Source organism: Paenibacillus sp. OK060 (assembly GCF_900101205.1).
Taxonomy (GTDB): domain Bacteria; phylum Bacillota; class Bacilli; order Paenibacillales; family Paenibacillaceae; genus Paenibacillus; species Paenibacillus marchantiae.
The window spans coordinates 870,661-892,833 of sequence record NZ_FNFR01000002.1; the positions used below are offsets into that span (position 1 = coordinate 870,661).

The following is a 22,173-nucleotide window of genomic DNA, read 5'->3' on the forward strand; positions in this document are numbered from 1 at the left end:
ATATGCCTGTCCCCTGCACTTCCTTGTCATGCTATATTCACTTTACATTTAGATTACAGAGAATTCAATACGATTCGGTGTGTATCTCTTGCAATCACCAATTCTTCGTTCGTAGGAACTACGAGAACGTCCACTTTGGAATTCGCTGTTGTGATGCGGCGTGGCTCTCCAGAGCGAATTGCATTCAGCGCTTCATCCAGTTCAACACCCAGGTACGTGAGTTGCTCACATACTTTTTGGCGAAGAACAACGGAGTTTTCACCTACACCAGCCGTAAATACGATCACGTCTACACCGTTCATTGCTGCTGCATAAGAACCGATGTATTTACGCAAACGGTATTCGTACATCTCGAATGCAAGCGTGGAATTAGCATCGCCAGCTTCCATACCTTCCGTGATTTCACGCATGTCGCTGCTGATGCCGGAGATTGCAAGAAGTCCACTATGTTTATTCAACATGGAGTTTACTTCGCTCACGCTCAGTTCTTCCTTGTTCATAACATAAGGTACAATTGCCGGATCCAGGTCACCACTACGTGTTCCCATCATCAATCCTTCGAGTGGAGTCATGCCCATGGACGTGTCCACGGATACGCCGCCCTGTACAGCCGTTACACTACCACCATTACCAACATGGCATGTGATGATCTTCAGATCTTCCAATGGACGATCCAGATATTCAGCTGCTGCCTTGCTTACGTAATCATGGGAAGTACCATGTGCTCCATAACGACGCACTTTATACTTTTTATAAAGCACACGTGGAATAGCATACAGATATGCTTTTTCCGGCATCGTTTGATGGAAAGCCGTATCAAAGACCATTACCTGTGGTACTCCTGGCATATTGGATTCAGCCGCACGAATACCCATCATTGCTGCAGGGTTATGAAGTGGAGCCAGATCGAACAGACGGCGGATTTCTGCTTTGGCAGCATCATCAACCAATGTCGATTCCTTAAATGCTTCACCACCATGAACCACACGATGTCCAACTGCCTGAATTTCATCAACGGAACCAAGCACACCGTTTTCTTTATCTGTCAGGATGTCAATAACTTTACGAATCGCTGTAGTATGTTCGAGAATTTCGCTAACTTCCGTAACATCCTCGCGGCCCGTTGGTTTATGAGTCAGAATGGAAGAGTCCATACCGATCCGCTCTACCAGACCTTTTGCCAATACGGATTCATCCGTCATGTTATACAATTGATATTTGAGCGAGGAACTCCCCGCATTAATTACGAGTACTTTCACAGCCGGTCACCATCCTTGTCGTACTTGAAGAATCCTTCGCCTGTTTTAACACCCAGGTGTCCTGCACGCACCATTTTCTTCAGAACTGTGGAAGGACGATATTTCAATTCACCGAATTCACGGAACATTCTTTCGAGTGCAGCTTCTACCGAATCCAATCCGAAACGGTCTGCCATCTCAAGCGGTCCGTGCTGGAAATTGTATCCGATACGCATAGCGTCATCAATATCTTCAGCGGAAGCGACACCTTCCTGCAGTACATGCAGCGCTTCGTTGATCAGAAGACAGATCAGTCTGGACGTAACAAATCCAGGTGATTCATAGATCATAACGCCTTTTTTGTCCGCTACTTCTTCCACAAAACGTCTAGTTTCTGCAAAAGTGCTATCGGATGTTTTCAGACCACGAATAATCTCTACAAGATCAACCCGGGAAACCGGGTGAATAAAGTGCATACCAATAACACGCTCTGGGTATTTGGTTGAGCTTGCAAGCTCAGTCAAACTCAGCGTGGATGTATTACTTGCAAGAATTACGTTGCTTGGGCAAACTTGGTCAAGTTGACTGAATACCGCTTTTTTCGCTTCCAGATCTTCAGAAATAGTCTCAATGACCATATCGCAAGTTCCGAGTTCAGCCAGATGAGCAACTTTGGTAATACGGGAGAGAATCAATTTCTTCTCAGCCTTCGTAATGGCCCATTTCTCCAGTTGTTTATCAAGGTTCGTCTCAATCATGTTATACGCATGATTCAGCTTCTCCGTTGTGTGTTCCACCAGAAGCACATCAAGTCCTTTGGCTGCAAGCATCTGGGAAATACCTTGCCCCATCGTGCCGCCGCCGACAACTCCTATCTTTTTGAAAAACATGGTTCTGCTCCATCCTTTCGGTTCTCTATTTCTCTATTGTACCCTGTTCGCCGAAAATTACAAATTTCGACCCAACATATAATAATATCTTAGCACGACTGAAATGTAAAAAAAAATAACCGACATAAATAAATTATGCCGGTAGAAGGGCGCTGTCACGAAATTGACAACGAAATTGATCGCCAGACAATACTTCTTCCCTGAGCAACGTGTCGAGGGAATTGTCGAAAATTGTCCGCTGTTCTTCAAGCAATCGTTTGGTCTGTTCCATCAGGTCTTGCAGGATTAATTTATTCTCCCGCATCAATTCTTCTGTAGTTACCATATCCATGTTAACAATACCCAACGTCGTGAGCCCGGAAGCCATCATCGTCTGTACTACATTCGTTGCTTGTTCAAAGTCATTACGCGATCCTGTACTACGTCCACCGTAATACATTTCCTCCGCTGCTGCACCTCCGAGGGCAATCATGATTTGCTCTTCAAGAAAGCGCTTCGTGTACAGAAATTGCTCTTGTTGCGGGTTATGACGTACATAACCCAAGGCCTGTCCACGAGGGCTAAGTGCAACCTGACTCACACTGCCAGGACGAACCAGTTCAGCCATGATGGCATGTCCCAACTCATGAATAGCCACTCTTTTCTTCTCTTCCACGCTGGATTCGCGGTCTGTCTTCTCACCCATCATTACTTTATCAATCGCAAGGGACAGATGACGCTGTTCAATGTTGAGCAGCCCGTCTCTCATCGCATAAATTGCTGCTTCGTTCATCACGCTTTCCAGCTGCGCTCCAGAGAAACCATAGGATTCTTCTGCTGTCTTATCAAGGCTGACCCCTTCCAAAAGAGGTTTATTAACTGCATGCAGCTCCAGTATGTGTTTTCTGCCTTTCTTATCCGGCAAGTCTACCTGAATATGACGGTCAAAACGACCTGGACGCGTCAGTGCGCTATCCAGCATTTCTTTTCGGTTCGTAGCGGCGATCACGAGTATACGTGGTGTTTCGGAAGAGTATATGCCATCCATTTCCGTCAACAGCTGATTCAGCGTCTGATCATATTCACGCTGTTGTCCACCTTCGCGTTTTCCACCGATCACATCAATTTCATCAATAAATATAATGGCATTTTCCTTATTTTCTTTAGCGGCGCGAGTTCTTGCATCACGGAACAAATCACGTATTCTGCCTGCACCTACACCAACATACATCTCAACAAACTCACTGCCTGAAGCAGCTACAAAAACAGAGTCGGTATAATGAGCAGCAGCTTTGGCCATCAAGGTTTTACCTGTTCCTGGAGGGCCAGTAAGCAGTATACCTTTCAAAGGACGAATACCAAACTTCTGAATTTCTTCATGTCGAATGAGAAAATCAAGCGCTTCCCGCAGTTCCTGCTTGGCACTCTCCTGACCACCGATTTCTTCAAAAGTCAGCTTGGAAGGGCCTTTTTTCTTGCGTTTACGTTCCTGACCTGCCCCCACCGTAATCCCACCCCGCATTTGCATCATGAGCAGCAGAGCTCCCACAAGCATTACAGCGATCAGAATGGGAATCATGTTTACACCGATAAAAGCGAGAAAGATAATTAATACGGGTACAAATCCAATGGCAATTTCTTTCGTCCATTTAGGCATTAGGCCACACTCCTATCTGACCGGGCACACGCGGCAGAATAATAAACTTACTGGCATCTCCATCTCTGAGACTGACATATACATTATTGTCATCCATGGCTGTATTTACCTTGATCCCATTTGTAGCCATTTTAGACAAGGTCGGTGTAATTTCGGTGTATTGCTTGTTCTCCATCGCTTGTGCTACGGTAAACATCGCGCTTCCCCACCAGCTCTCTAATGCTTCGTTGGAATGATCCACGACATCCAGCTTCAACGAACGAGTGCCAATCAAGGTTTGTCCTTCTTTGTGAATATATTGTACCAACCTGCCCAGATCAACATCCGGCTGCAGATCGAGTTTCAACTGTACATCATTGCGGTTAATAGTTAATTGAACATCATTGACTCCATCGTACTGGGTAACCATCTTTTCAATTGGGCTTTGCACAGCCACATGACGATACACAAACCAACCTCCAAACAACACAACGGCTGAAATGACGGCAGTCAGAGCAATAGGCAATACTTTTATCTTCAAGTGAGTTACCCCTCCTAAATTTTGGCCCATCCTATAACTTGTAGGCAAGAATATGAATATGTGTACGTAATGTCCTGTGATGTGCCTAACAGGATTTATTTGTGTATGATGTATCCTTGAATACATATTTGAGTATATCACATCGTATATACAATATCTAAGGCGAAAATATGAATAAATTATTAATTTTAACTATTCAAATCCAAAATGATCAACAAAGTACGCCAAAGAACCGGACCAGTCGGGTTTCCGTCTGCCGGTTCTTAAATGTATTCTCTTCAGACGATAGTACGTCTGCTAATTCTAGCTGTTCGGAATCGTATAGACCAGGTCCACTTGTTCCCCGTTGCTGAAGCGGTAAAACCGATAATAGTTGTGAGTATCATCGTTGTAATACACTTGCCATACATAGATTCCATTCACAACGCCTGGCATGATTCGTTTGATCTCCCCACCGGGAACTTCAGAGCTGAACCGATTTCGAATCTGAGCTTCATTCATGCCGTTCTTTAACAGTTCACCGTGTACTGCATTGGTTCCCGTCACGGGTTTGTTATTCTCATCAAACTTGATCCACACCATGACATCCTGGTTATCCTTACTTTTGCCGATCAGGGTCCAGTATATGTTGTCTCCGCCGTCTTTCTGCCCCCAGACATACTTACGCAGCTCTTCGTGGGACGTAATCCCCAGCTGTTCCTGGGCCGCCTGTATGGCCAACGCCTCTTCCTTGCGCTGATCCTGGGTAACATAGACATAATAACGCTGAAGTCCAAACAGAATCAGAACCAGGAGCAGCAGCGAAATCCATATCCACTTCTTTTTTTTCTTCAAAAGCCGAACTTCCTTTCCCTATGACGATGCTGTCCTTGTAATTAACGGGCAAGCAAACTGTCAAATGCCAGCTGAGACTCACGCAGAATGCGCTCTTCATCCATCGTAAGACATTCGCCATGTTTAACCACTTGTTTACCATCCACCCACACATGCTCCACATCTTTGGCCGATGCCGAGTAGACCGTATGGGAAATCAGATCCGTATGCGGATAGAAATGGGCCTGTTCGATGTTCAACGCGATGAAGTCAGCCTTCATGCCAACTTGCAGAGCGCCTGTATTGTTCAGGAATATGGATTTAGCACCATACGAAGTTCCAAGCAGAAGCGCTTCCCCTGCCGGCACTGCAGTAGGGTCACCGGACACACCTTTGTGAATCAACGCAGCCAATCTCATCTCTTCAAACATATCCAGGTTATTGTTACTTGCTGGTCCGTCTGTTCCCAGGGACACAGTCACGCCTGCTTTCAACAGATCAGGCACACGCGCAACACCCGAAGCCAATTTCAGGTTACTGCCTGGATTGTGGGAAACTGCTACATCATGCTTTGCGAGAATCTCGATCTCTTCATCATTCAGATGTACCGCATGTGCAACCAGAGATGGACGGGAGAAAAATCCTAGCTTCTCCAGATGTGCGACTGGACGCAGTCCGTAATCAGCCACGTTCTGTTCCACTTCGCGAAGCGTTTCAGACATATGCGTATGCAAAGGCAGATTCAGATCATGAGCAACCTGTACCAGCTTCTCTATGTAATTCGGAGGGCAAGTGTAAGGGGAGTGTGGAGAGATTACGGTTGTAATTCTTCCGTCTGCTTGTCCATTCCATTGACGGGCAAATGCTGCGGACTCTTCGAGCTTGCGCAGTTGTTCTTCTTCTGAGCAAAGTCCGATTACCCCACGTGCCAGAGCAGCCCGAACGCCGGATTGTTCCACCACTTTCGCAACCTGATCCATATGATCATACATATCTAGGAACGCTGTTGTTCCGCCTTTTAACATTTCAAGCACGGATAGCGATGTGCCCCAATACACGTCTTCAGACGTCATTTTAGCTTCCATTGGCCACATTTTCTCCTGTAACCATACTTGTAACGCCAGATCGTCTCCGTGGCCTCTTAGAAGCGACATGGCCGCGTGACCATGCGTATTGATCAGACCCGGCAAGAAGAACAGTCCTTTTCCGTCCACCTTTGTCAGGCTTTCGTCTCCTTCCGGCAATGTCTCACCAATATGCACAATCTTGTCATTCTCAACAACCATAAAACCTTGAACCACGTTCCAATTCGTACCTTCACTCACGGCAAATTTGCCGTTGTGAATTACCCATCTATTTGTCGTCATCTTCCTCGTCGTCCTTTCCATTCTCCAAGTAATAAGCCAGGCTAAGTAGATCCGTCGTAAAATCAGCATGATGAATGCGAATATGCGGCGGGGTCTTCAGGATCGTTGGCGCAAAGTTCAGAATCGCTTCAATTCCTGACTCAATCAGCTGATCTGCAACATTTTGAGCTTCCGTATCCGGAACCGTGATAATACCTATACGAATGTTATCTTTTTTCACCGAATCCGTTAATTCATTCATCGGTTGTACCGTCAAACTGTTGATTTGACTCCCAATTTTCGGACCGTAGGCATCAAATACAGCGACGATCTTCATGTTGTCTTTGAGATAGGCATTGTAATTGGACAAGGCATGTCCCAAATTACCTGCTCCGACAAGAGCTACATTGATCTGCTGGTCTATTTTTAAAATATGGCGGATTTTCTCAATGAGATATGAAACGTCATATCCAATCCCTTTACGACCAAAGTCACCAAAGTAAGCCAAGTCTTTACGAATCTGGGCAGGATTCAAATCCAGCCTCAGTCCAAGTTCTTGTGAAGAAACCGTATTGACTTCGCGCTGATGCAGTTCATTCAAATAACGCAAGTAAACAGGTAATCTACGCACCACGGCTTCCGAAATTTTATCTGATTTCATTCATTGCTCCCCCTTACCAAGGCCACGATAGATAGATGAAAAGATGAGCACCCTGTCTAAAACGATGCAAAATGATTACTGAATTAAACAGGATGCTCCTTGTTATATAATTTAATCGCTTTACTCGCATATCCATGAAACGAATACATGATATTACTCAATTTTACCGCCAATCACTGGCGTCTTGCAATAATGGAAGCTACAGAGCGTATCTGTTATTGTTGCTCTTCGGTTGGTCTCTCGAGCCATTCCGAAATGCGTGGAACCATCTGCTCTGTAAGCATGTGCTCCATTTTGGGACCAGGTAATGAATATAAAAAGTACTTGCCATAATACGCTTCAATAACGCGTGTATCGTATACAATCACAATGCCTCTGTCTTTGCCTGTACGAACCAGTCTGCCAAATCCCTGTTTGAAACGGATGACGGCTTGTGGCACGGATAGCTTCATAAACGGGTTTTTCTTCTGCTGCTGCAAAAGCTCGCTCTTCGCTTCCACTAATGGATGATTCGGTGGCTGGAACGGCAGTCTGACAATTGCAAGGCAGGTCAGAGCCTCTCCCGGAATGTCCACGCCTTCCCAAAAGCTGCTTGTGCCAAGTAGCACCGTTGCTTTAGCATCTTGGAACCGACGTGTAAGCTTGGAACGGCTGCCGCTGTCCACCCCTTGCCCAAGCAAAGAGATATCGTTGCCTGACAAGGCCTCCTTAAGCGGGTCATAGACCTGTCGCAGCATGCGGTAGGAGGTAAACAACACCATCATGCGTCCACGAGTCGCAATAGCCGTTTCCGCGAGCGAGTGCACGAGCATATCCACAAAGTGTGCATCGCCTACACTGCCCTTCACGCTTGGGAAATCACGCGGAATGACAAGCAGCGCTTGTTCTCGATAATTGAACGGTGAAGGTAGCATCGACGTTAACAGACGGTTATTGTCGGCAGCTTCCTGCAATCCCAGCTGTTCGATCATGAATTGAAATGACTTGTCAACGGAGAGCGTAGCCGATGTAAGCACAACGCTTTTCTTTTTATCAAAGAACATATCCTTCAATTGTGCACTGACATCGACAGGAACAGCATAGAGTTGCAGTGATTTACTGCGGAACTGGCCGCTGGCCTCCATCCAGTACACGGTATTGGCATCATCCATCCGCATGAAGAAACGCAGATTATCCTTAATCGTTGCCAAATCCTTGAGCAGACCTGAGATATCCGTAATCAGACTATCGGACTGATAATCGTCCTGATCTTCTTTCACTTCAAGCAGCAGCTTGTCGCCTTTACGAATCAAATCGCCTAGGGTGACATAAATTTGGTTTTCAGCGTCCTGCAATTCCTGCCATTTGGCTGGTTTTTGTGAAGACTTCAGTCTAAGTGAGAATTGTCCTGTCTCGCCTGGAGAAGCATCGCTGCGTTCAGGCAGCAGTCCGAACAATGCATCGCTTAGTCGATCCCACATCTCTTTAACTTCGACAGCAAGCGGGAACATCTGATCAATCATGGAGCCCCACTGTACCGAATTTTCATGACCCGACAATTGAGAACGCAGCATAGGCAGTTGGCCATTTCGGCTATCTTTAAATAGTCGGGTCAGTGTATGAACCAACGTGAAATATTTCATATGAAGACCAAGGTGCTTACCTGCTACGTCCTCCAGATGATGTGCTTCATCAATGACGAGACTTTCGTAGGCTGGCAGCAGCTGATGTGCTGCTTTGACATCCGTAAACAATTTCGAATGATTCGTAATGACGATATCGGAAAGCCCGGCTTCATGTTTGGCCCGGTGATAGAAACATTTGCGGAACCAAGGACAGGAACGTCCAAGACAGGACTCAGACTCACTTTGTACCGTCTCCCAGAAGTCTCCTCCGCGCCCGCTTAGATTAAGCTCCTCGTCGTCTCCAGTCTCCGTCTGAGTAAGCCAGACAATCATCTGAGCCGCTGTAAAATAATCCTCTTTCGGTGTAGCAAATTCACGTTTATTGATTTTATGCTCAAACTTACGCAGACACAGATAGTGCCCACGTCCTTTGAACACCGCTGCCTTGAACGGGAACGGAACCACTTGGGTCAGCATAGGAATATCCCGCTCTCTCAATTGCTCCTGCAGGTTGATGGTATGTGTGCTGACCATCACTTTCTGTTCCTGTTTTACACTTTCATAGATGGCAGGCAGCAAATAACCAAGTGATTTGCCCGTACCTGTCCCAGCTTCGATTAAGAGATGTTTCTCCTCATCCAAAGCTTGTCGTACACTGCTGAACATTTGAGTTTGCGCCTCACGCTCCTCATAATGGTCCAGCGTCTCCTTCAGGTTATCTCTAACCTGATCCATAAACTGCTCAAAACTCACGCCTTCCAGCGGATTACCCTCTCGCTCATCACGTGGTGAGCCTATATCGGTCCAGTCACTCACGTTCAGGGCAAGCTGGCGGTAATACGTATGACCATCCAGATCCTGAATAGGCTCTGCTTCCTTCTCAGAACGCATTCCATCGAAGAACCAACCCAAGTCGCTGTCTTCCGGTGCAAACAGGTCACTGAGGCGCTGAATCGTGATCAGAGGCAATGCACGCAGCTCATCGAGACACTTCAGTAATACAAAAGCTGTTGCAAGAGCATCACTGTCTGCCTGATGAGGACGGTCATGCTGAAATCCGAATTCCGAAGACACATAACCGAGTTGATAAGAGCCCAGTGACGGGAACGAGATCTTCAGGAAATCAATCGTATCCAGGATCCGTCCGGTAAATGGCAGATAACCGCATCGATCGAGTGCATTTTGAAGAAAATGAAAATCAAAAGCAACATTGTGTCCAACAAGAACCACATCATCAAGCAGCGGAACCATCTCCATCATCATCTCTTCCAATGAGGGAGCATCCGCCACATCTTCATCGGTAATACCGGTTAACCCCGTAATAAACGGAGGAATCGGTACACCTGGGTTCACATAAGAACTATATATTTGAGTTATGCTGTAGTCATGATCTATGATGGCAAGTCCGGCCTGTATAATCTCACCGTCGGACTGCGTGCCGGTTGTTTCGAAATCCAATACGGCAAATTTCATTGCAATGTACGGTCCCTTCCATTCCAGTCTATGTTACAGCATAGCAAAAAAAAGGGCGTTTGAAAATTAACTGACAAAAAAGGCGGTGTCCCCGCCGCTATGCCAGAGGAGGGAACACCGTCTTAATGCCGCCGAATAGTCCTAATTTAAGGCAGTCAGCTGATTTGCATATTGCAATTTTCCGCTGTTTAAACGACAAGCTTCCATGTTATACAGCGGTTCGGTCAACGATGGGTCATACTGAAGCGCCTGCGCAAATAATGAACATGCACCTTCAGGATTCGCGAGCTTGGCCTCGATACAGCCCAGGACGTTACATACCAACCCTTTCAATCTCGGCGAACCGTTCAGATGCATGATCCGCTGCAAGTGTATTCCTGCTTCCTCGGTTTGTTCCAGGTTGAGATGAGCAAGAGCCAGGTAAAAACGAGTCAATGCACTTTCCGGATAGTCGGTCACAACCCTAGAAAATTGCATAATCGCCTGCGGGTACATTTGCAGTTTGAAATATCCCTGACCGCGACTGAAACACTCCAAATGCAGTTCTGGCAGTGCGGTAACAGCTTCCTGTTCAGGTTCGAGGGAAGCAGGCTTATCCAGTTCCCTTTCCCTCACCTGGCTCATTTTTTCTTCAAACATCAGCCACTCATCAATCATCCCGTCACTCATCCGCTTCAGCAAATTCCACTTTTGCAGCAATTCCTGTTTGCTTAGGCCTTCAGCAGAAGGGTAGCGCTTGATAATTTCATCTAACATGTCGTTCATTTCTGCGAAAACATGCTGGAACATCGATGCATCCCCACCCTTGAAAAAATGGATTAGTGCAGTGACCTGTACTCATTTTTTGTAGAATGGGTCGATTTCATTCCCCTTACCAGTCGATTACATAATCGTCGCATGAACTTCGTGTTTCATCGTTTGCACAGGTTTATTCTGTCCATCTACAAATACAACGGTAGGCTTGTGATTATTTGCCTCTTCTTGAGACATCATTGCATATGAAATGATAATGACGGTATCTCCAGGCTGTACCAGGCGAGCTGCTGCTCCATTCAAACAGATAACTCCACTTCCACGTGGGCCTGGAATGACATAGGTTTCCAGACGTGCACCATTGTTGTTATTAACAATTTGCACTTTCTCATTTTCCATTAGATCGGAAGTTTCCATTAGATCTTCATCTATGGTAATGCTACCCACATAGTTCAGGTTTGCTTCCGTAACGGTTGCCCGGTGAATTTTGGATTTCATTAGTGTTCTAAACATGGGACAGTACCTCCGATTTTTGCAGCCTTATATTGTCAATCAATCTTGTTTTGCCGAATTTTACTGCAAGTGCGATCAACAGATCGTCACGACCATGAACTTTTTCCTGATCCAAAAGTGGCTCAAGACTTGGAAAAGCCTGAATTTCAGCATAATCAATCACGGCCATTGGTGAACGTTCAATGTTCTCACGCAATATAACGCGGATATCCGCTGCTGTCATTGCCGTCCCTGCATCTACAGCTTCCTGTGCCTCACGCAGAGCCTTGGACAGAACAAGAGCTTCCTGACGCTGTTCTGTGCTGAGGTACACGTTGCGCGAACTAAGCGCCAAGCCATCACTTTCACGAACGATAGGACAAGGCACAATCTCAACCGCCATGTTTAAATCGTTAACCATCTGCTGGATCACAGCTACCTGCTGTGCGTCCTTCATGCCAAAAAATGAACGCTGCGGTTGTACAATGTTAAAGAGCTTTGACACGACCGTAGTCACTCCGTCAAAATGCCCTGGACGAGAAGCACCGCACAAGCGATCCGTTAAGCGGGAAACCGATACGGTCGTTTGTGTAGGCTGTGGATACATCTCTTCAACAGAGGGAATAAATACGATATCCACCCCTTTTGCTCGTGCAGTTTCCACATCTCTAGCTTCATCCCTAGGGTAACTGTCAAAGTCTTCGTTCGGACCGAATTGAATTGGGTTTACAAATATGCTCAAAACCACGATATCACTCTGTTGTTTGGCCGCTTGCATCAAACTTGCATGGCCTTCATGAAGAAATCCCATCGTAGGCACGAGTCCTACAACGGACTGTCTGGACTGAATCGACTGACGTTTCAAGCTAAGCTCTTGTCTTAATTCTGCGATTGTCCGTATCACTTTCATACGTTGGTCTCCACCTTTTCTTTGCGATGTCCGTACAATTGATCCAGAACGCCGTCAGCAGCGGTAAATACATGCTCCTGTGCCGGGAACGAGCGATCCTTGACTTCTTTCACATAGGACTCGATGCTGTTGCGAATCAATGTACCTACGTCTCCATACGATTTGACAAAGCGTTTTGGCGTGTATGGGGAAGCATACTGAACCACATCATGGAATACCAGTACCTGACCATCACACCCTCTACCTGCGCCAATGCCAATCGTAGGAATAGACAATTCCTCCGAGATCGCTCTTGCCACTTCTTCCGTGACCAGTTCGAGTACAATGCCGAAAGCGCCAGCTGCTTCAAGCGCCTTGGCTTCGTCCATCAGCCGTTTGGCATCAGCAGCATCCTTGCCCTGAATACGATAACCGCCAATTTGATTCACGGATTGCGGTGTAAGTCCGATATGTCCAAGTACAGGTACACCGGCTTGCACAACCGCTTTTACCGTATCCGCGATTTCAAGACCGCCCTCCATCTTGACCGCTTGTGCATGACCTTCCTGCATCAGGCGACGGACACCTTTAAGCGTCTCATCCAAGCTACCATGATACGTCATGAAGGGCATATCAGCCACGATAAACGTATTTCCCGCACCACGTACTACAGAGCGTGTATGGTACACCATATCTTCGATCGTAACAGGCAAGGTGGAGTTATAACCCAATACCACGTTTCCCAGTGAATCACCAACCAGAATTAGATCGATACCCGCTTCCTCGGCCAATTGGGCTGTCGGATAATCGTAAGCTGTAATCATGCTAAGCGGCACGCCGTCCTGCTTATATTTTTTCATTTTCACAATATTCAATGCTTGTTTGTTTGCCATTTTCGTTATGGCTCCTCTCATCTTTTCAATTTAAACGCAACAAAAAAACCTTTTAGTTTCCACTAAAAAGTCCCGAAAAGTCAAAAAAGAGTCACTTGCGATCGTCCCTTCTGTCTCGGTCCTCTTCGGCTCAGAGCAGAATCCAACAACTCACTTTACTACCATTCCTGCCTTGTCACTGCAACATTTTGAAGCAGAACAAAGCATGCTATTGCCGGAGTGCAATTCGGTCTGCATTAGCCGATATCGCCTCACGAACACAGTATACCAAAGTTCTGCCCAAAGTTCACGTCTTATGTTCATTTTTACGGTGTAAATTCGACAAATTGTTTAATTCACCAATGAAACTTCACCGGAGTAAACCGATACTCGCTCACCGGTTTTCTTCTCCAAAATCAATGCACCAGAAGGATCAAGGCCAATGGCAGTACCTTCGATGATACCCTGCGGATTAGCCACCTTAATTTCACGATTCATGGATACGGACAAAGCTTCCCAGAGCGAAGAGATCACGCCGAACCCTTCCTTTTGATACAAAAAATACAAACGCTCCAATTCCGAGAGAATGGCCGCTGCAAGTTTGGTTCGGTCTATAGTTTGTCCGGTCTCCATCTTAAGCGAAGTTGCGATTGTTATCAGATCCTCGGGATAATCCTTAGGATCGAAGTTCACATCCACGCCTATGCCTGCGATACAGTAGCGTAATTCGTGGTCTTCGACGGTTGATTCAAGTAGAATTCCGCATACTTTACGACCATCAATCAAAAGATCGTTAGGCCATTTGATCCCAGCATCAGCACCTGTATATGATCGAATGGCACGACACACCGCCACACCCGTCAATAACGTAAGCTGTGGTGTATTTTGCAGGGCAAGCTCCGGACGCATTAGAACACTCATCCAGATGCCTCGTCCAGGTGGTGAGAACCATTTACGTCCAAAGCGGCCTCGTCCACCCGTTTGTTCTTCTGCCAGCACCACTGCCCCTTCGCCCTGCCCCTGTTCAGCCATGTGCTGAACATCACCTTGGGTGGACAACGTGGAATTCAGAATGATTGCCTTCCGACCAAACACCGTCGTTTCCAATGCCAGCTGAAGCGCTGTGGCATCGATACTGTCCGGTTTCGTGATCAAGCGATACCCTTTGCGAGATACGGCCTCAAACTCATAACCCATGTCACGCAGTTTGTTTACGTGCTTCCACACGGCCGTTCGGCTAATGGAAAGGTTGCGACTAATCTCTTCACCAGACACAAACTCTCCTTCGGCATTCAGTAACATATGTAACAGTTCCTCATGCTTTGTCATCTGCAGCCACCCGCTTTACTTCGTTGGTCAGCATGTCATGCTGATTCGCTATATTTCCAATCGCAGTCTCTCTTAAGAGATGCTTCATTAGTTGTCCCAGCCATGGTCCGCCCTTGCGTCCAAGTAACTGCAAAACGTTCTCACCCGTAATATGCAGATCTTTCAGTTCATTCACCTTCATGGATTGACTCCATGCTGCACCTCGTGATTGTATTAATACGATCTGTTCTTCGTGCAGAACCTCTTGATCCCTCCAACCAGTTGGTAGCAGTTGTTGGATGATGAGCCAGTCCTCTGTTGCCTGACGTCCTCCAGACAGCACAGTTACGATCCATTCTGATCGAAGTGTCTCTTCATCCTTCTGCTCTTGTACGACAGTCCGGATCAACTGTTCGACCTGGAGAACTCCATTAATGCGGGAACGATCGTCATTAGAAAACGTCCATTTTCGAAGTAAAGCATCTGCTTCATCCCTGGTATAATGGCCTGCAATCAGCACAATGGACCAGCGCAATAGAACGTTTTCTTGGTTCAATTGTTCCATATTGGACATGAGGGCTTTATTGAATCGCTCCATGGAGATTGGTGCCTTCACATGCTCCAGTGCCTGGCTACGAAACAGCAATTCCAGACCGCGCAGTGGATGGGGGCCTGCCATCATTTTCACCATTTCGGTACGTACTCTTTCCATGGCGATATGTTGTAGCAGATCCTTTTGTCGAACTAACCCCTTCCAGGTGTTGTAGGCAATTTTGAAATCAAATACTGAAGCAAAACGAACACAGCGAAGCATCCGCAGCGCATCTTCTCCAAACCGTTCTGCCGCCGATCCCACACACCTGACCCGTCCATCCTGAATATCCGATTGTCCACCAAAAGGATCAACGATATTACCGTCACGATCCATAGCGAGAGCATTCATTGTGAAGTCACGCCGCTGCAAATCTTCTTTGACATCCTGCACAAATTGAACGGCAGTGGGTCTTCGATTATCCTTATATTCAGATTCAGTGCGAAAAGTTGTAACTTCAAAGTAAAAACCTCCTGAACGTACAGTAACCGTTCCATGCTGGAGGCCCGTAGGAATACAATCCGCGAACAGTTCCATGACTTGCTCAGGAGAAGCGGACGTGGTGATATCCATATCATCCACGCTACGTTCCAGCAGTTCATCACGCACACAACCACCGACCCAATAGGCTTCGTACCCTGTTTTATTTAATGTTCGCAGTACCTGTTCACTTTGTCTTGCCATTTCATGATCTACCTGTGTCCATTGAACCACTTACTCTCACCCCATAACTACGTGTTGCTTGGTGTGGCTTACACAGATATATTTCCAAGATGGAACAATCCTATCTGACAATCAGCCACAAACCGGCTTCAGATTCGGAACTTCACGTCCCAGCACCCGGTAGTATATTTGTTCATATTCATGCCGAATGGCATCATTACAGAAATCATGATGGGCCCGTCTCAAACATGCCTCTCTGAAGTCTGCTGTCAAACGGTCGTCAGTCAACAAACGAATCGTGTTCTCCGCCATCGATTGCGTGTCGCCAATTGGAGACAAAAATCCGGTCTTGCCGTGCAATACCAGTTCAGGAATACCCCCTGCCTGTGATCCAATAGTAGGTACACCACAAGCCATGGCTTCGAGTGCTACCAGTCCAAAGCTTTCCTTCTCAGACGGCAGCATAAGCACATCAGCCATCGAAATGACTTGAGCAATATCATCCTGCTTACCTAGGAAATGAACCTTGTCATTCAGTCCAAGCTCATTAATCTTCCATTGAATCTTCGGCAAGTCCGGTCCTTCTCCAACAAATAACAGCTTGGTGGGTACTTGCTCCTGTACTTGACGGAACACTTCTACCACATCCTGTGTTCTCTTCACAGGACGGAAGTTGGAGATATGCATCAGTATTTTTTCGTGAGGTGCTGCGAAGTCTCTACGCAGACTTGCTGCATCACGTGGATAATAAATTCTTTTATCAATAAAGTTATAGGTCAGATCGATTGGTCGTCTTATATCCAGCAACTCAACCGTTTCACGAATCAAATCCTGGGATACGGCCGTAACCGCATCACTCTCGTTGATGGCAAGTCGAATCAAATCCTTCAACGACTCATCCTGCGCCAGCACAGTAATATCTGTTCCGTGTAACGTTGTAACCACCTTTAAGTCCTCACCAACCATTTGTTTTGCCAAAAAGGCACACACCGCATGTGGAACTGCATAATGTACATGTAGCAGATCCAGTTGCTGTGCTTTGGCTACTTGCGCCATTTTCGTGGCCAATGACAGGTCATACGGTGGATAACGGAAGACGTAGTAATCGTTGACCTCAACTTCATGATAAAAAATATTTTTCTGGAATTTACCCAGTCTAAACGGGATACTATTAGCAATAAAGTGAACCTGGTGACCCTGTTCGGCAAGCAATTTGCCCAGCTCCGTTGCGACAACGCCAGACCCTCCGAGGGACGGATAACAGGTAATACCAATTTTTAGCTTTTGATCCATCCGGTGGACGCTCCTTTAATCTCCCGCGTGTGCAGGTTGATGTAATGCAACGGAAATGCAATTGATAAATGATTTATACGAGCAAGTTCGATCGTTTTATGACTTGGCTGCTTGGCCAAATTGATGAACTACATAAGGTGTAATGCTAGCGAATCCTTCTGCAAATGGAATAAGGCTCCGCTGTCCGAGCAAAGAATCCCGAGCTTTCACACGTTCAATATATCCTTGAGTCAATGGAGTGGCAACTGCGCCTTCTCCCAATTCGAACTGAGATCGATAACTGAGCAATGAATTTTCCTTCTGCTCATAGTGTTCCGTAATATCCACAATCAAATCCGTTGGTCCGATATCGTTAATAAAGTAAAAATACAATTCTTTCACCTGAACTGCGGGCATGTCCGGCATATAGTTTCTAAGCTTGGCATTAAAGACAGCCTCCTGCACCAGTTTGCTGCACATCACATGATCCGGGTGACGATCCTCCCAATATGGCGCAAACACGATTCGAGGGGCATGACGCCGTATCTCGGCAGTCACAGCCTCGATGTGTTCTGGAGTAATATACAGCCCCCGATCAGGCAAACCGAGATTGCTTCGACACGAAAGACCGAGGACGCGGGAGGCTTGCTCCGCTTCCTCGGCTCTGCGCTCTACCGTCCCGTTGGAAGACATCTCCGCCCGGGTCAGATCACACACGCCTACTTTCAGTCCAGCTGCAGTATGTTTGGCAATCGTTCCTGCCATCCCAATCTCTGCATCATCCGCGTGTGCACCAAATATGAGAATGTCCAAACTCATTGAGCATCACCCGAATTCAATCCACCCTCAGGCTTGTATTTATGTACAAGCTCTCTCCAGCCAAAATCACCGCGATCGAGCGCTTTAACGAGAATCTCTGCAGTTGCAATATTCGTAGCAAGCGGAATCCCCTGTACATCGCACAGACGCAGCAAAGCGTTAATATCTGGTTCATGAGGCTGTGCCATCAATGGATCACGCAGAAAAATAATCAGATCCATCTCATTTTGCGCAACCAAGGCTCCGATCTGTTGATCCCCGCCCAGTGGACCGGATTCAAACCGATGGATCTGTAAAGAGGTTCCTTCCATAATGCGAAGACCTGTTGTACCTGTCGAGTACAGTTGATGGTCTGTAAATACATTTTCGTAGGCTGTCACGAAGTTAACCATCTCTTCTTTTTTGCGATCATGGGCAATAAATGCAATTTTCAACATGACAATCTCCTTTTAGTGTGTGTTCAAAAGTTGACTTTTTGAACTACCTCTTTTAGTCGATAAAGTGATCAAATCCGTAGATAAGTCCTGTATATTCCATAACCTTCTGTACACCAATCTTAACACCAGGCATATAACCTGCACGTTCATAGGAGTCATGACGAATTTTGAGGGATTGGCCAAAGTCTCCAAATACCACTTCCTGCTGGGCGAATACTCCCGGCAACCGTACGCTATGAATTCGGAATCCATTATAATATCCGCCACGCGATCCTTCGATCGTCTCTTCTTCATTCGGATTACCCTGACGAAGTTCCTCGCGGTTTGCTGCAATTAGCTCGGCTGTTTTGATTGCTGTACCCGAAGGAGCATCCAGCTTCTGATCCCCGTGATATTCGATGATCTCCACATTCGGCATATGTTTGGCAGCCTGTGCGGCAAATCTCATCATCAGAATAGCACCGATTGAGAAGTTCGGGGCAATCAACCCTCCAATGCCTTTGTCCTGACACTGCTTGTCCAGCTGTTCGATCTGCTCCGGCGTAAAGCCGGTAACACCCATAACAGGTCTTACTCCGTGACGAATGGCAATTTCTGTATGGGCAAAGGCATATTGAGGGACTGTGAAGTCCACCATAACCTGCGGTTTAGTCTCTGCAAAAGCCATCTCGATATCATCGGTCAAAAGCACCCCACATTCGGGTAGACCGACAAGTGTTCCGGCATCCGTGCCTACTCCGGAGCGGTTGACCGCTGCGGCGAGCTCCAGTTCAGGATCTTGAAGCACCAGTTTCACTACTTCACGGCCCATCCGGCCAGCCGCTCCGATTACGGCAACTCTTATTACTTCACTCATCTTGACTGCATCTCCTCACTATGTTGGTTCATTTGGTTGAATCCAGTTCAAACGATTTCCATCCCGTTATGAAATGGCATCTTATTGAATGGATTTCATACGCTGCTTAATTTCCTGTAACAATAGATGCAGTTGATCATTCTGCGGGTCCAGCAACAATGCGTCACGAACGGAACGGGTTGCAAGGTCGAACTCATTCAGATCGCTGTAAGCAAGAGCAAGCATGATATGCGCTTCCACATATAACGGGTCAAGTTTAACTGCCTGTTTCAGCAGATCGGCCGCCTGCACATATCGTTCATGCGTTCCGTCTCCTGCCTGCTCAAGCAACACCTTGGCCTGAAGGCTTATCTGTTTGGCTTCCAGGGTCTGTAAATGCAAAACATATTCCTCTATCCCCTGTGACAGTTCAACAGCCTTACGCGCATATTCAAGCGCTGGAGCCAAGTGTTGACTGCGGGCATGTGTAATGGAACAACGATAATAGAGCTCCGCATGTTCCGGGTGAGCATCAATGGCAGATTCGAACCAACGAATCGCCTGCTCAAAATCATTTTGCAAAATACAGCGGTACGCATGCTGCATATACTCTTCCGGTTTCATCATCCAAGCTGTCCCTCCCTCATTGAGGTGATGGTACAGCATATGTAATCTACGCCTAATCGGTGTTTTTTGGCGTCCACCGATTTGCATCGCGTGTGTTAAATTTATGCATGACTTTGTCGTGCGCCTCTGCCAGGTCGATCCCGAGAGAATTAGCAAAACAAATCGTGATAAATAAAATGTCACCGAGCTCAAGCTCAATGGAATTGTCTGCTTCGGAAGATTTTTTCGGTTTTTCACCGAACTCGTGATTCACTTCCCTTGCAAGCTCTCCCACCTCTTCAGACATACGGGCGAGCATGGCCAGCGGGCTGAAGTATCCTTCTTTGAACTGGGAAATATACAGATCAACCTCACGCTGCATTTCTGCAATGCTTTTCTCCATGAGAACGGATTCTCCTTTTGAAATTGTGTCGTATTTGTTCCTAATATATCAGTTATTTAGATTCACTTCCACCATCATAAACGACAAATCATTTTTAAAGAATCGATAAACAGGTATACTAAGATGGGAATGATTGCTTTCTCATTCTAATTTGTAAAATGGAGAGGGAACTTATGAGCACTTCCAAAACCTGGGTTCAATTCAAATTGATTCTCCCCATCCTATTGGGTACGGCATTATATGCCTTTGGACTTCTGTACTTCATCATCCCCAACCAGCTCATGGAAGGCGGCGTAACCGGGATTACGGTCCTGCTAAATTATGCATTCAACATCTCTCCTTCGCTTACAACCTTGGTTGTTAATATTCCACTCTTTCTGGTGGGGCTTAAGATTTTGGGCGGCAGACAGATGATCTATACAGGCGTGGGCATAGGAGCACTTACGGTGTTCCTGTGGTTATTCGAAAAAATGATTCATCTTGGTTGGATTGAACCGCTGCATACCCAGAATGATCTTTTACTTGCAGCACTTTACGCTGGAGTTACATTGGGAGCAGGGCTTGGCATCGTATTCCGCTGGGGTGGAACGACAGGTGGCTCTGACATCATTGCCCGCATTCTTAATCGAAAATATGGCTGGAGTATGGGACGTGTACTATTAGGTATCGATTTCATCATTATTGGTATCTCCCTCGTCTACATCCCCAAAGAAAAAATACTGTATACCCTTGTAGCTGTGTTTATCGCTTCTAAAGTGATCGACTTCATTCAGGAAGGAGCCTATTCGGCTCGCGCATTTATGATCATCAGTGACCATGCACCTGAGATTGCAGATTTGATTACCCGTGATATGGACCGCGGTGTAACGCTCATTCCCGCCATTGGTGCATATTCGAAGCAGGCCAAACATGTTGCTTACTGTGTCATCTCCAGGCAGGAATTCCGACGTTTGCAGACGATTGTGCGTTCGGTTGATCCTAGAGCATTTGTTATTATTAGCGATGTGCATGATGTACATGGAGAAGGGTTTAAGGAAAGTTGACCTTTTACTTCTACAAAAAAGAAAACCTCTCTCCCCAAGAGAAGGCCACGGAATGGCCTGCCTTGTAGAAAGAGGTCTTTGTCATATCGTGATAACAGTAATGGCTTAACGCCGAAAAGGAAAAATCCCTTGTTGCTGTGCCCGATATTTACGATAACCCGCATAACTTAGCGTTGCTATGATTATGGAAGTAATGAGCAATCCGGCTGCCCTGCGATTGGGCCCCTGAACAAACGGTACGAAGGCACTTTCGTCCTTTTCCCGACCAAACAACTGGTTCACCAACTCTTCACCGTGGGTTACCATACTCTTCAATTGTGCGATGTCAGTCTGCTTGGCCGCAGTCAGACCCTTGGTATGAGACAACCAGGCGTCCAGTTGGGCGATCTCGTAAGGTTCACGGCGGATCATCGCGGCAGGCCGGATCGTCTCGTAATGCTCCTCCAGTAAGGCGTAGCGACTTGCTATTATCGCCGAACTTAACTGTTGATTTGCCGCGGTTGATAGCGCATCAATATCATTTTTTACGATTTTATAATACTGGAGCCATAAAGGTTTGGCCGGGTTCGCAAGACTGTCTGCCGCAAGTCGAAGTTTGGCAGAGGCCTGCTGCAGAGATGCATCATCACTTTTCACCCTGACCGCAGCTTCTTTCACTTCAACAATGGTCTCGGATAGGGCATGAATGCCTTCTACTGTCGTCTGACCCTCAAAGGATATATGCTCCAGACCTTTACTGATTCGCAAAATACTGCCTCTAACCTCTTCAATATCATTCTCCAAGGCATGTCGATACAGCAGGGCCGCTTCTTCATTTAATTGCTGAATTGAATTTTTGGCTAATACTTGCTGATCTGTATTTTCGTTCGCACCTGTACTTTCCGCTGATACGCTGTATGACAAGTTCGTCCAGAACAGTAGAGTCATGAACGACACCACCATAAATCCAGTTTTGATCCTGAACGTTCTCTTCATGGACATCCCTCCCACCATCAATGTATGGCGGGC

22 protein-coding genes are annotated in these 22,173 nt (G+C 46.5%); 1 reads left to right on the forward strand and 21 read right to left on the reverse strand.

The window, feature by feature from the left end; all coding sequences use genetic code 11:
• Positions 1-53 precede the first annotated feature (53 nt).
• From BLS14_RS10130 to BLS14_RS10225, 20 genes are all read right to left on the reverse strand, one after another.
• Positions 54-1,259, reverse strand: a complete 1,206-nt coding sequence (locus BLS14_RS10130) for an acetate/propionate family kinase (protein ID WP_063566803.1) — start codon at positions 1,257-1,259, stop codon at positions 54-56.
• Positions 1,256-2,128, reverse strand: a complete 873-nt coding sequence (locus tag BLS14_RS10135) for a 3-hydroxyacyl-CoA dehydrogenase family protein (RefSeq protein WP_090951427.1) — start codon at positions 2,126-2,128, stop codon at positions 1,256-1,258. Before BLS14_RS10135 ends, BLS14_RS10130 begins: the two co-directional genes overlap by 4 nt.
• A 133-nt stretch (positions 2,129-2,261) precedes the next feature.
• Positions 2,262-3,764 (reverse strand): AAA family ATPase, encoded by a 1,503-nt coding sequence (locus BLS14_RS10140; RefSeq protein WP_063566801.1) that lies wholly within the window; start codon positions 3,762-3,764, stop codon positions 2,262-2,264.
• On the reverse strand, positions 3,757-4,284 hold the full coding sequence (locus tag BLS14_RS10145) for a hypothetical protein (RefSeq protein ID WP_063566800.1): 528 nt from the start codon (positions 4,282-4,284) through the stop codon (positions 3,757-3,759). Before BLS14_RS10145 ends, BLS14_RS10140 begins: the two co-directional genes overlap by 8 nt.
• A 303-nt stretch (positions 4,285-4,587) precedes the next feature.
• Positions 4,588-5,118: a DUF5590 domain-containing protein gene (locus BLS14_RS10150; protein ID WP_090951430.1), complete on the reverse strand. Its 531-nt coding sequence runs from the start codon at positions 5,116-5,118 to the stop codon at positions 4,588-4,590.
• A gap of 41 nt (positions 5,119-5,159) precedes the next feature.
• Complete coding sequence (locus BLS14_RS10155; RefSeq protein WP_090951433.1) at positions 5,160-6,464, reverse strand: amidohydrolase; 1,305 nt, start codon at positions 6,462-6,464, stop codon at positions 5,160-5,162.
• Positions 6,451-7,104: a redox-sensing transcriptional repressor Rex gene (locus BLS14_RS10160; protein WP_053780717.1), complete on the reverse strand. Its 654-nt coding sequence runs from the start codon at positions 7,102-7,104 to the stop codon at positions 6,451-6,453. Before BLS14_RS10160 ends, BLS14_RS10155 begins: the two co-directional genes overlap by 14 nt.
• A 215-nt stretch (positions 7,105-7,319) precedes the next feature.
• Positions 7,320-10,181, reverse strand: coding sequence for an ATP-dependent DNA helicase DinG (dinG, locus tag BLS14_RS10165; RefSeq protein ID WP_079694038.1), 2,862 nt, complete (start codon positions 10,179-10,181; stop codon positions 7,320-7,322).
• Between the two features lie 141 nt (positions 10,182-10,322).
• On the reverse strand, positions 10,323-10,946 hold the full coding sequence (locus BLS14_RS10170) for a tetratricopeptide repeat protein (RefSeq protein WP_231952455.1): 624 nt from the start codon (positions 10,944-10,946) through the stop codon (positions 10,323-10,325).
• A 117-nt stretch (positions 10,947-11,063) separates the two neighbouring features.
• Positions 11,064-11,447 carry an aspartate 1-decarboxylase gene (gene panD / locus BLS14_RS10175; RefSeq protein ID WP_024630626.1) on the reverse strand — a complete coding sequence of 128 codons (384 nt, stop codon included), beginning with the start codon at positions 11,445-11,447 and terminating at the stop codon, positions 11,064-11,066.
• Positions 11,440-12,336, reverse strand: a complete 897-nt coding sequence (gene panC, locus BLS14_RS10180) for a pantoate--beta-alanine ligase (protein ID WP_090951436.1) — start codon at positions 12,334-12,336, stop codon at positions 11,440-11,442. The genes panD and panC overlap by 8 nt, the downstream gene beginning before the upstream one ends.
• The gene (panB, locus tag BLS14_RS10185) at positions 12,333-13,208 is read right to left on the reverse strand and encodes a 3-methyl-2-oxobutanoate hydroxymethyltransferase (RefSeq protein ID WP_063566794.1); all 876 of its coding nucleotides are present in this window, start codon (positions 13,206-13,208) and stop codon (positions 12,333-12,335) included. The genes panC and panB overlap by 4 nt, the downstream gene beginning before the upstream one ends.
• Positions 13,209-13,538: 330 nt before the next feature.
• Complete coding sequence (locus BLS14_RS10190) at positions 13,539-14,516, reverse strand: biotin--[acetyl-CoA-carboxylase] ligase (RefSeq protein WP_090951439.1); 978 nt, start codon at positions 14,514-14,516, stop codon at positions 13,539-13,541.
• Positions 14,503-15,771 carry a CCA tRNA nucleotidyltransferase gene (locus tag BLS14_RS10195; protein ID WP_090951770.1) on the reverse strand — a complete coding sequence of 423 codons (1,269 nt, stop codon included), beginning with the start codon at positions 15,769-15,771 and terminating at the stop codon, positions 14,503-14,505. The genes BLS14_RS10190 and BLS14_RS10195 overlap by 14 nt, the downstream gene beginning before the upstream one ends.
• A 111-nt stretch (positions 15,772-15,882) precedes the next feature.
• Positions 15,883-17,043, reverse strand: a complete 1,161-nt coding sequence (bshA, locus tag BLS14_RS10200; RefSeq protein WP_090951442.1) for an N-acetyl-alpha-D-glucosaminyl L-malate synthase BshA — start codon at positions 17,041-17,043, stop codon at positions 15,883-15,885.
• A 96-nt stretch (positions 17,044-17,139) separates the two neighbouring features.
• Positions 17,140-17,841: a bacillithiol biosynthesis deacetylase BshB1 gene (bshB1, locus tag BLS14_RS10205; RefSeq protein WP_063566791.1), complete on the reverse strand. Its 702-nt coding sequence runs from the start codon at positions 17,839-17,841 to the stop codon at positions 17,140-17,142.
• Complete coding sequence (gene mgsA, locus BLS14_RS10210) at positions 17,838-18,278, reverse strand: methylglyoxal synthase (protein ID WP_024630633.1); 441 nt, start codon at positions 18,276-18,278, stop codon at positions 17,838-17,840. The genes bshB1 and mgsA overlap by 4 nt, the downstream gene beginning before the upstream one ends.
• 52 nt (positions 18,279-18,330) lie before the next feature.
• Positions 18,331-19,134, reverse strand: coding sequence for a 4-hydroxy-tetrahydrodipicolinate reductase (gene dapB / locus BLS14_RS10215; protein WP_053780709.1), 804 nt, complete (start codon positions 19,132-19,134; stop codon positions 18,331-18,333).
• A gap of 81 nt (positions 19,135-19,215) precedes the next feature.
• Entirely contained in the window at positions 19,216-19,740 is a 525-nt protein-coding gene (locus tag BLS14_RS10220; protein WP_236703321.1) for a tetratricopeptide repeat protein, read from the reverse strand.
• Between the two features lie 52 nt (positions 19,741-19,792).
• Positions 19,793-20,122: a nucleotide pyrophosphohydrolase gene (locus BLS14_RS10225; protein ID WP_024630636.1), complete on the reverse strand. Its 330-nt coding sequence runs from the start codon at positions 20,120-20,122 to the stop codon at positions 19,793-19,795.
• A 173-nt stretch (positions 20,123-20,295) separates the two neighbouring features.
• On the opposite strand from BLS14_RS10225, the gene BLS14_RS10230 reads away from it, so the two are divergent.
• The gene (locus tag BLS14_RS10230; RefSeq protein ID WP_063566789.1) at positions 20,296-21,165 is read left to right on the forward strand and encodes a YitT family protein; all 870 of its coding nucleotides are present in this window, start codon (positions 20,296-20,298) and stop codon (positions 21,163-21,165) included.
• A gap of 105 nt (positions 21,166-21,270) precedes the next feature.
• On the opposite strand, the gene BLS14_RS10235 is transcribed toward BLS14_RS10230, so the two are convergent.
• Positions 21,271-22,140, reverse strand: coding sequence for a sporulation protein YpjB (locus BLS14_RS10235; RefSeq protein ID WP_176854458.1), 870 nt, complete (start codon positions 22,138-22,140; stop codon positions 21,271-21,273).
• Positions 22,141-22,173 lie beyond the last annotated feature (33 nt).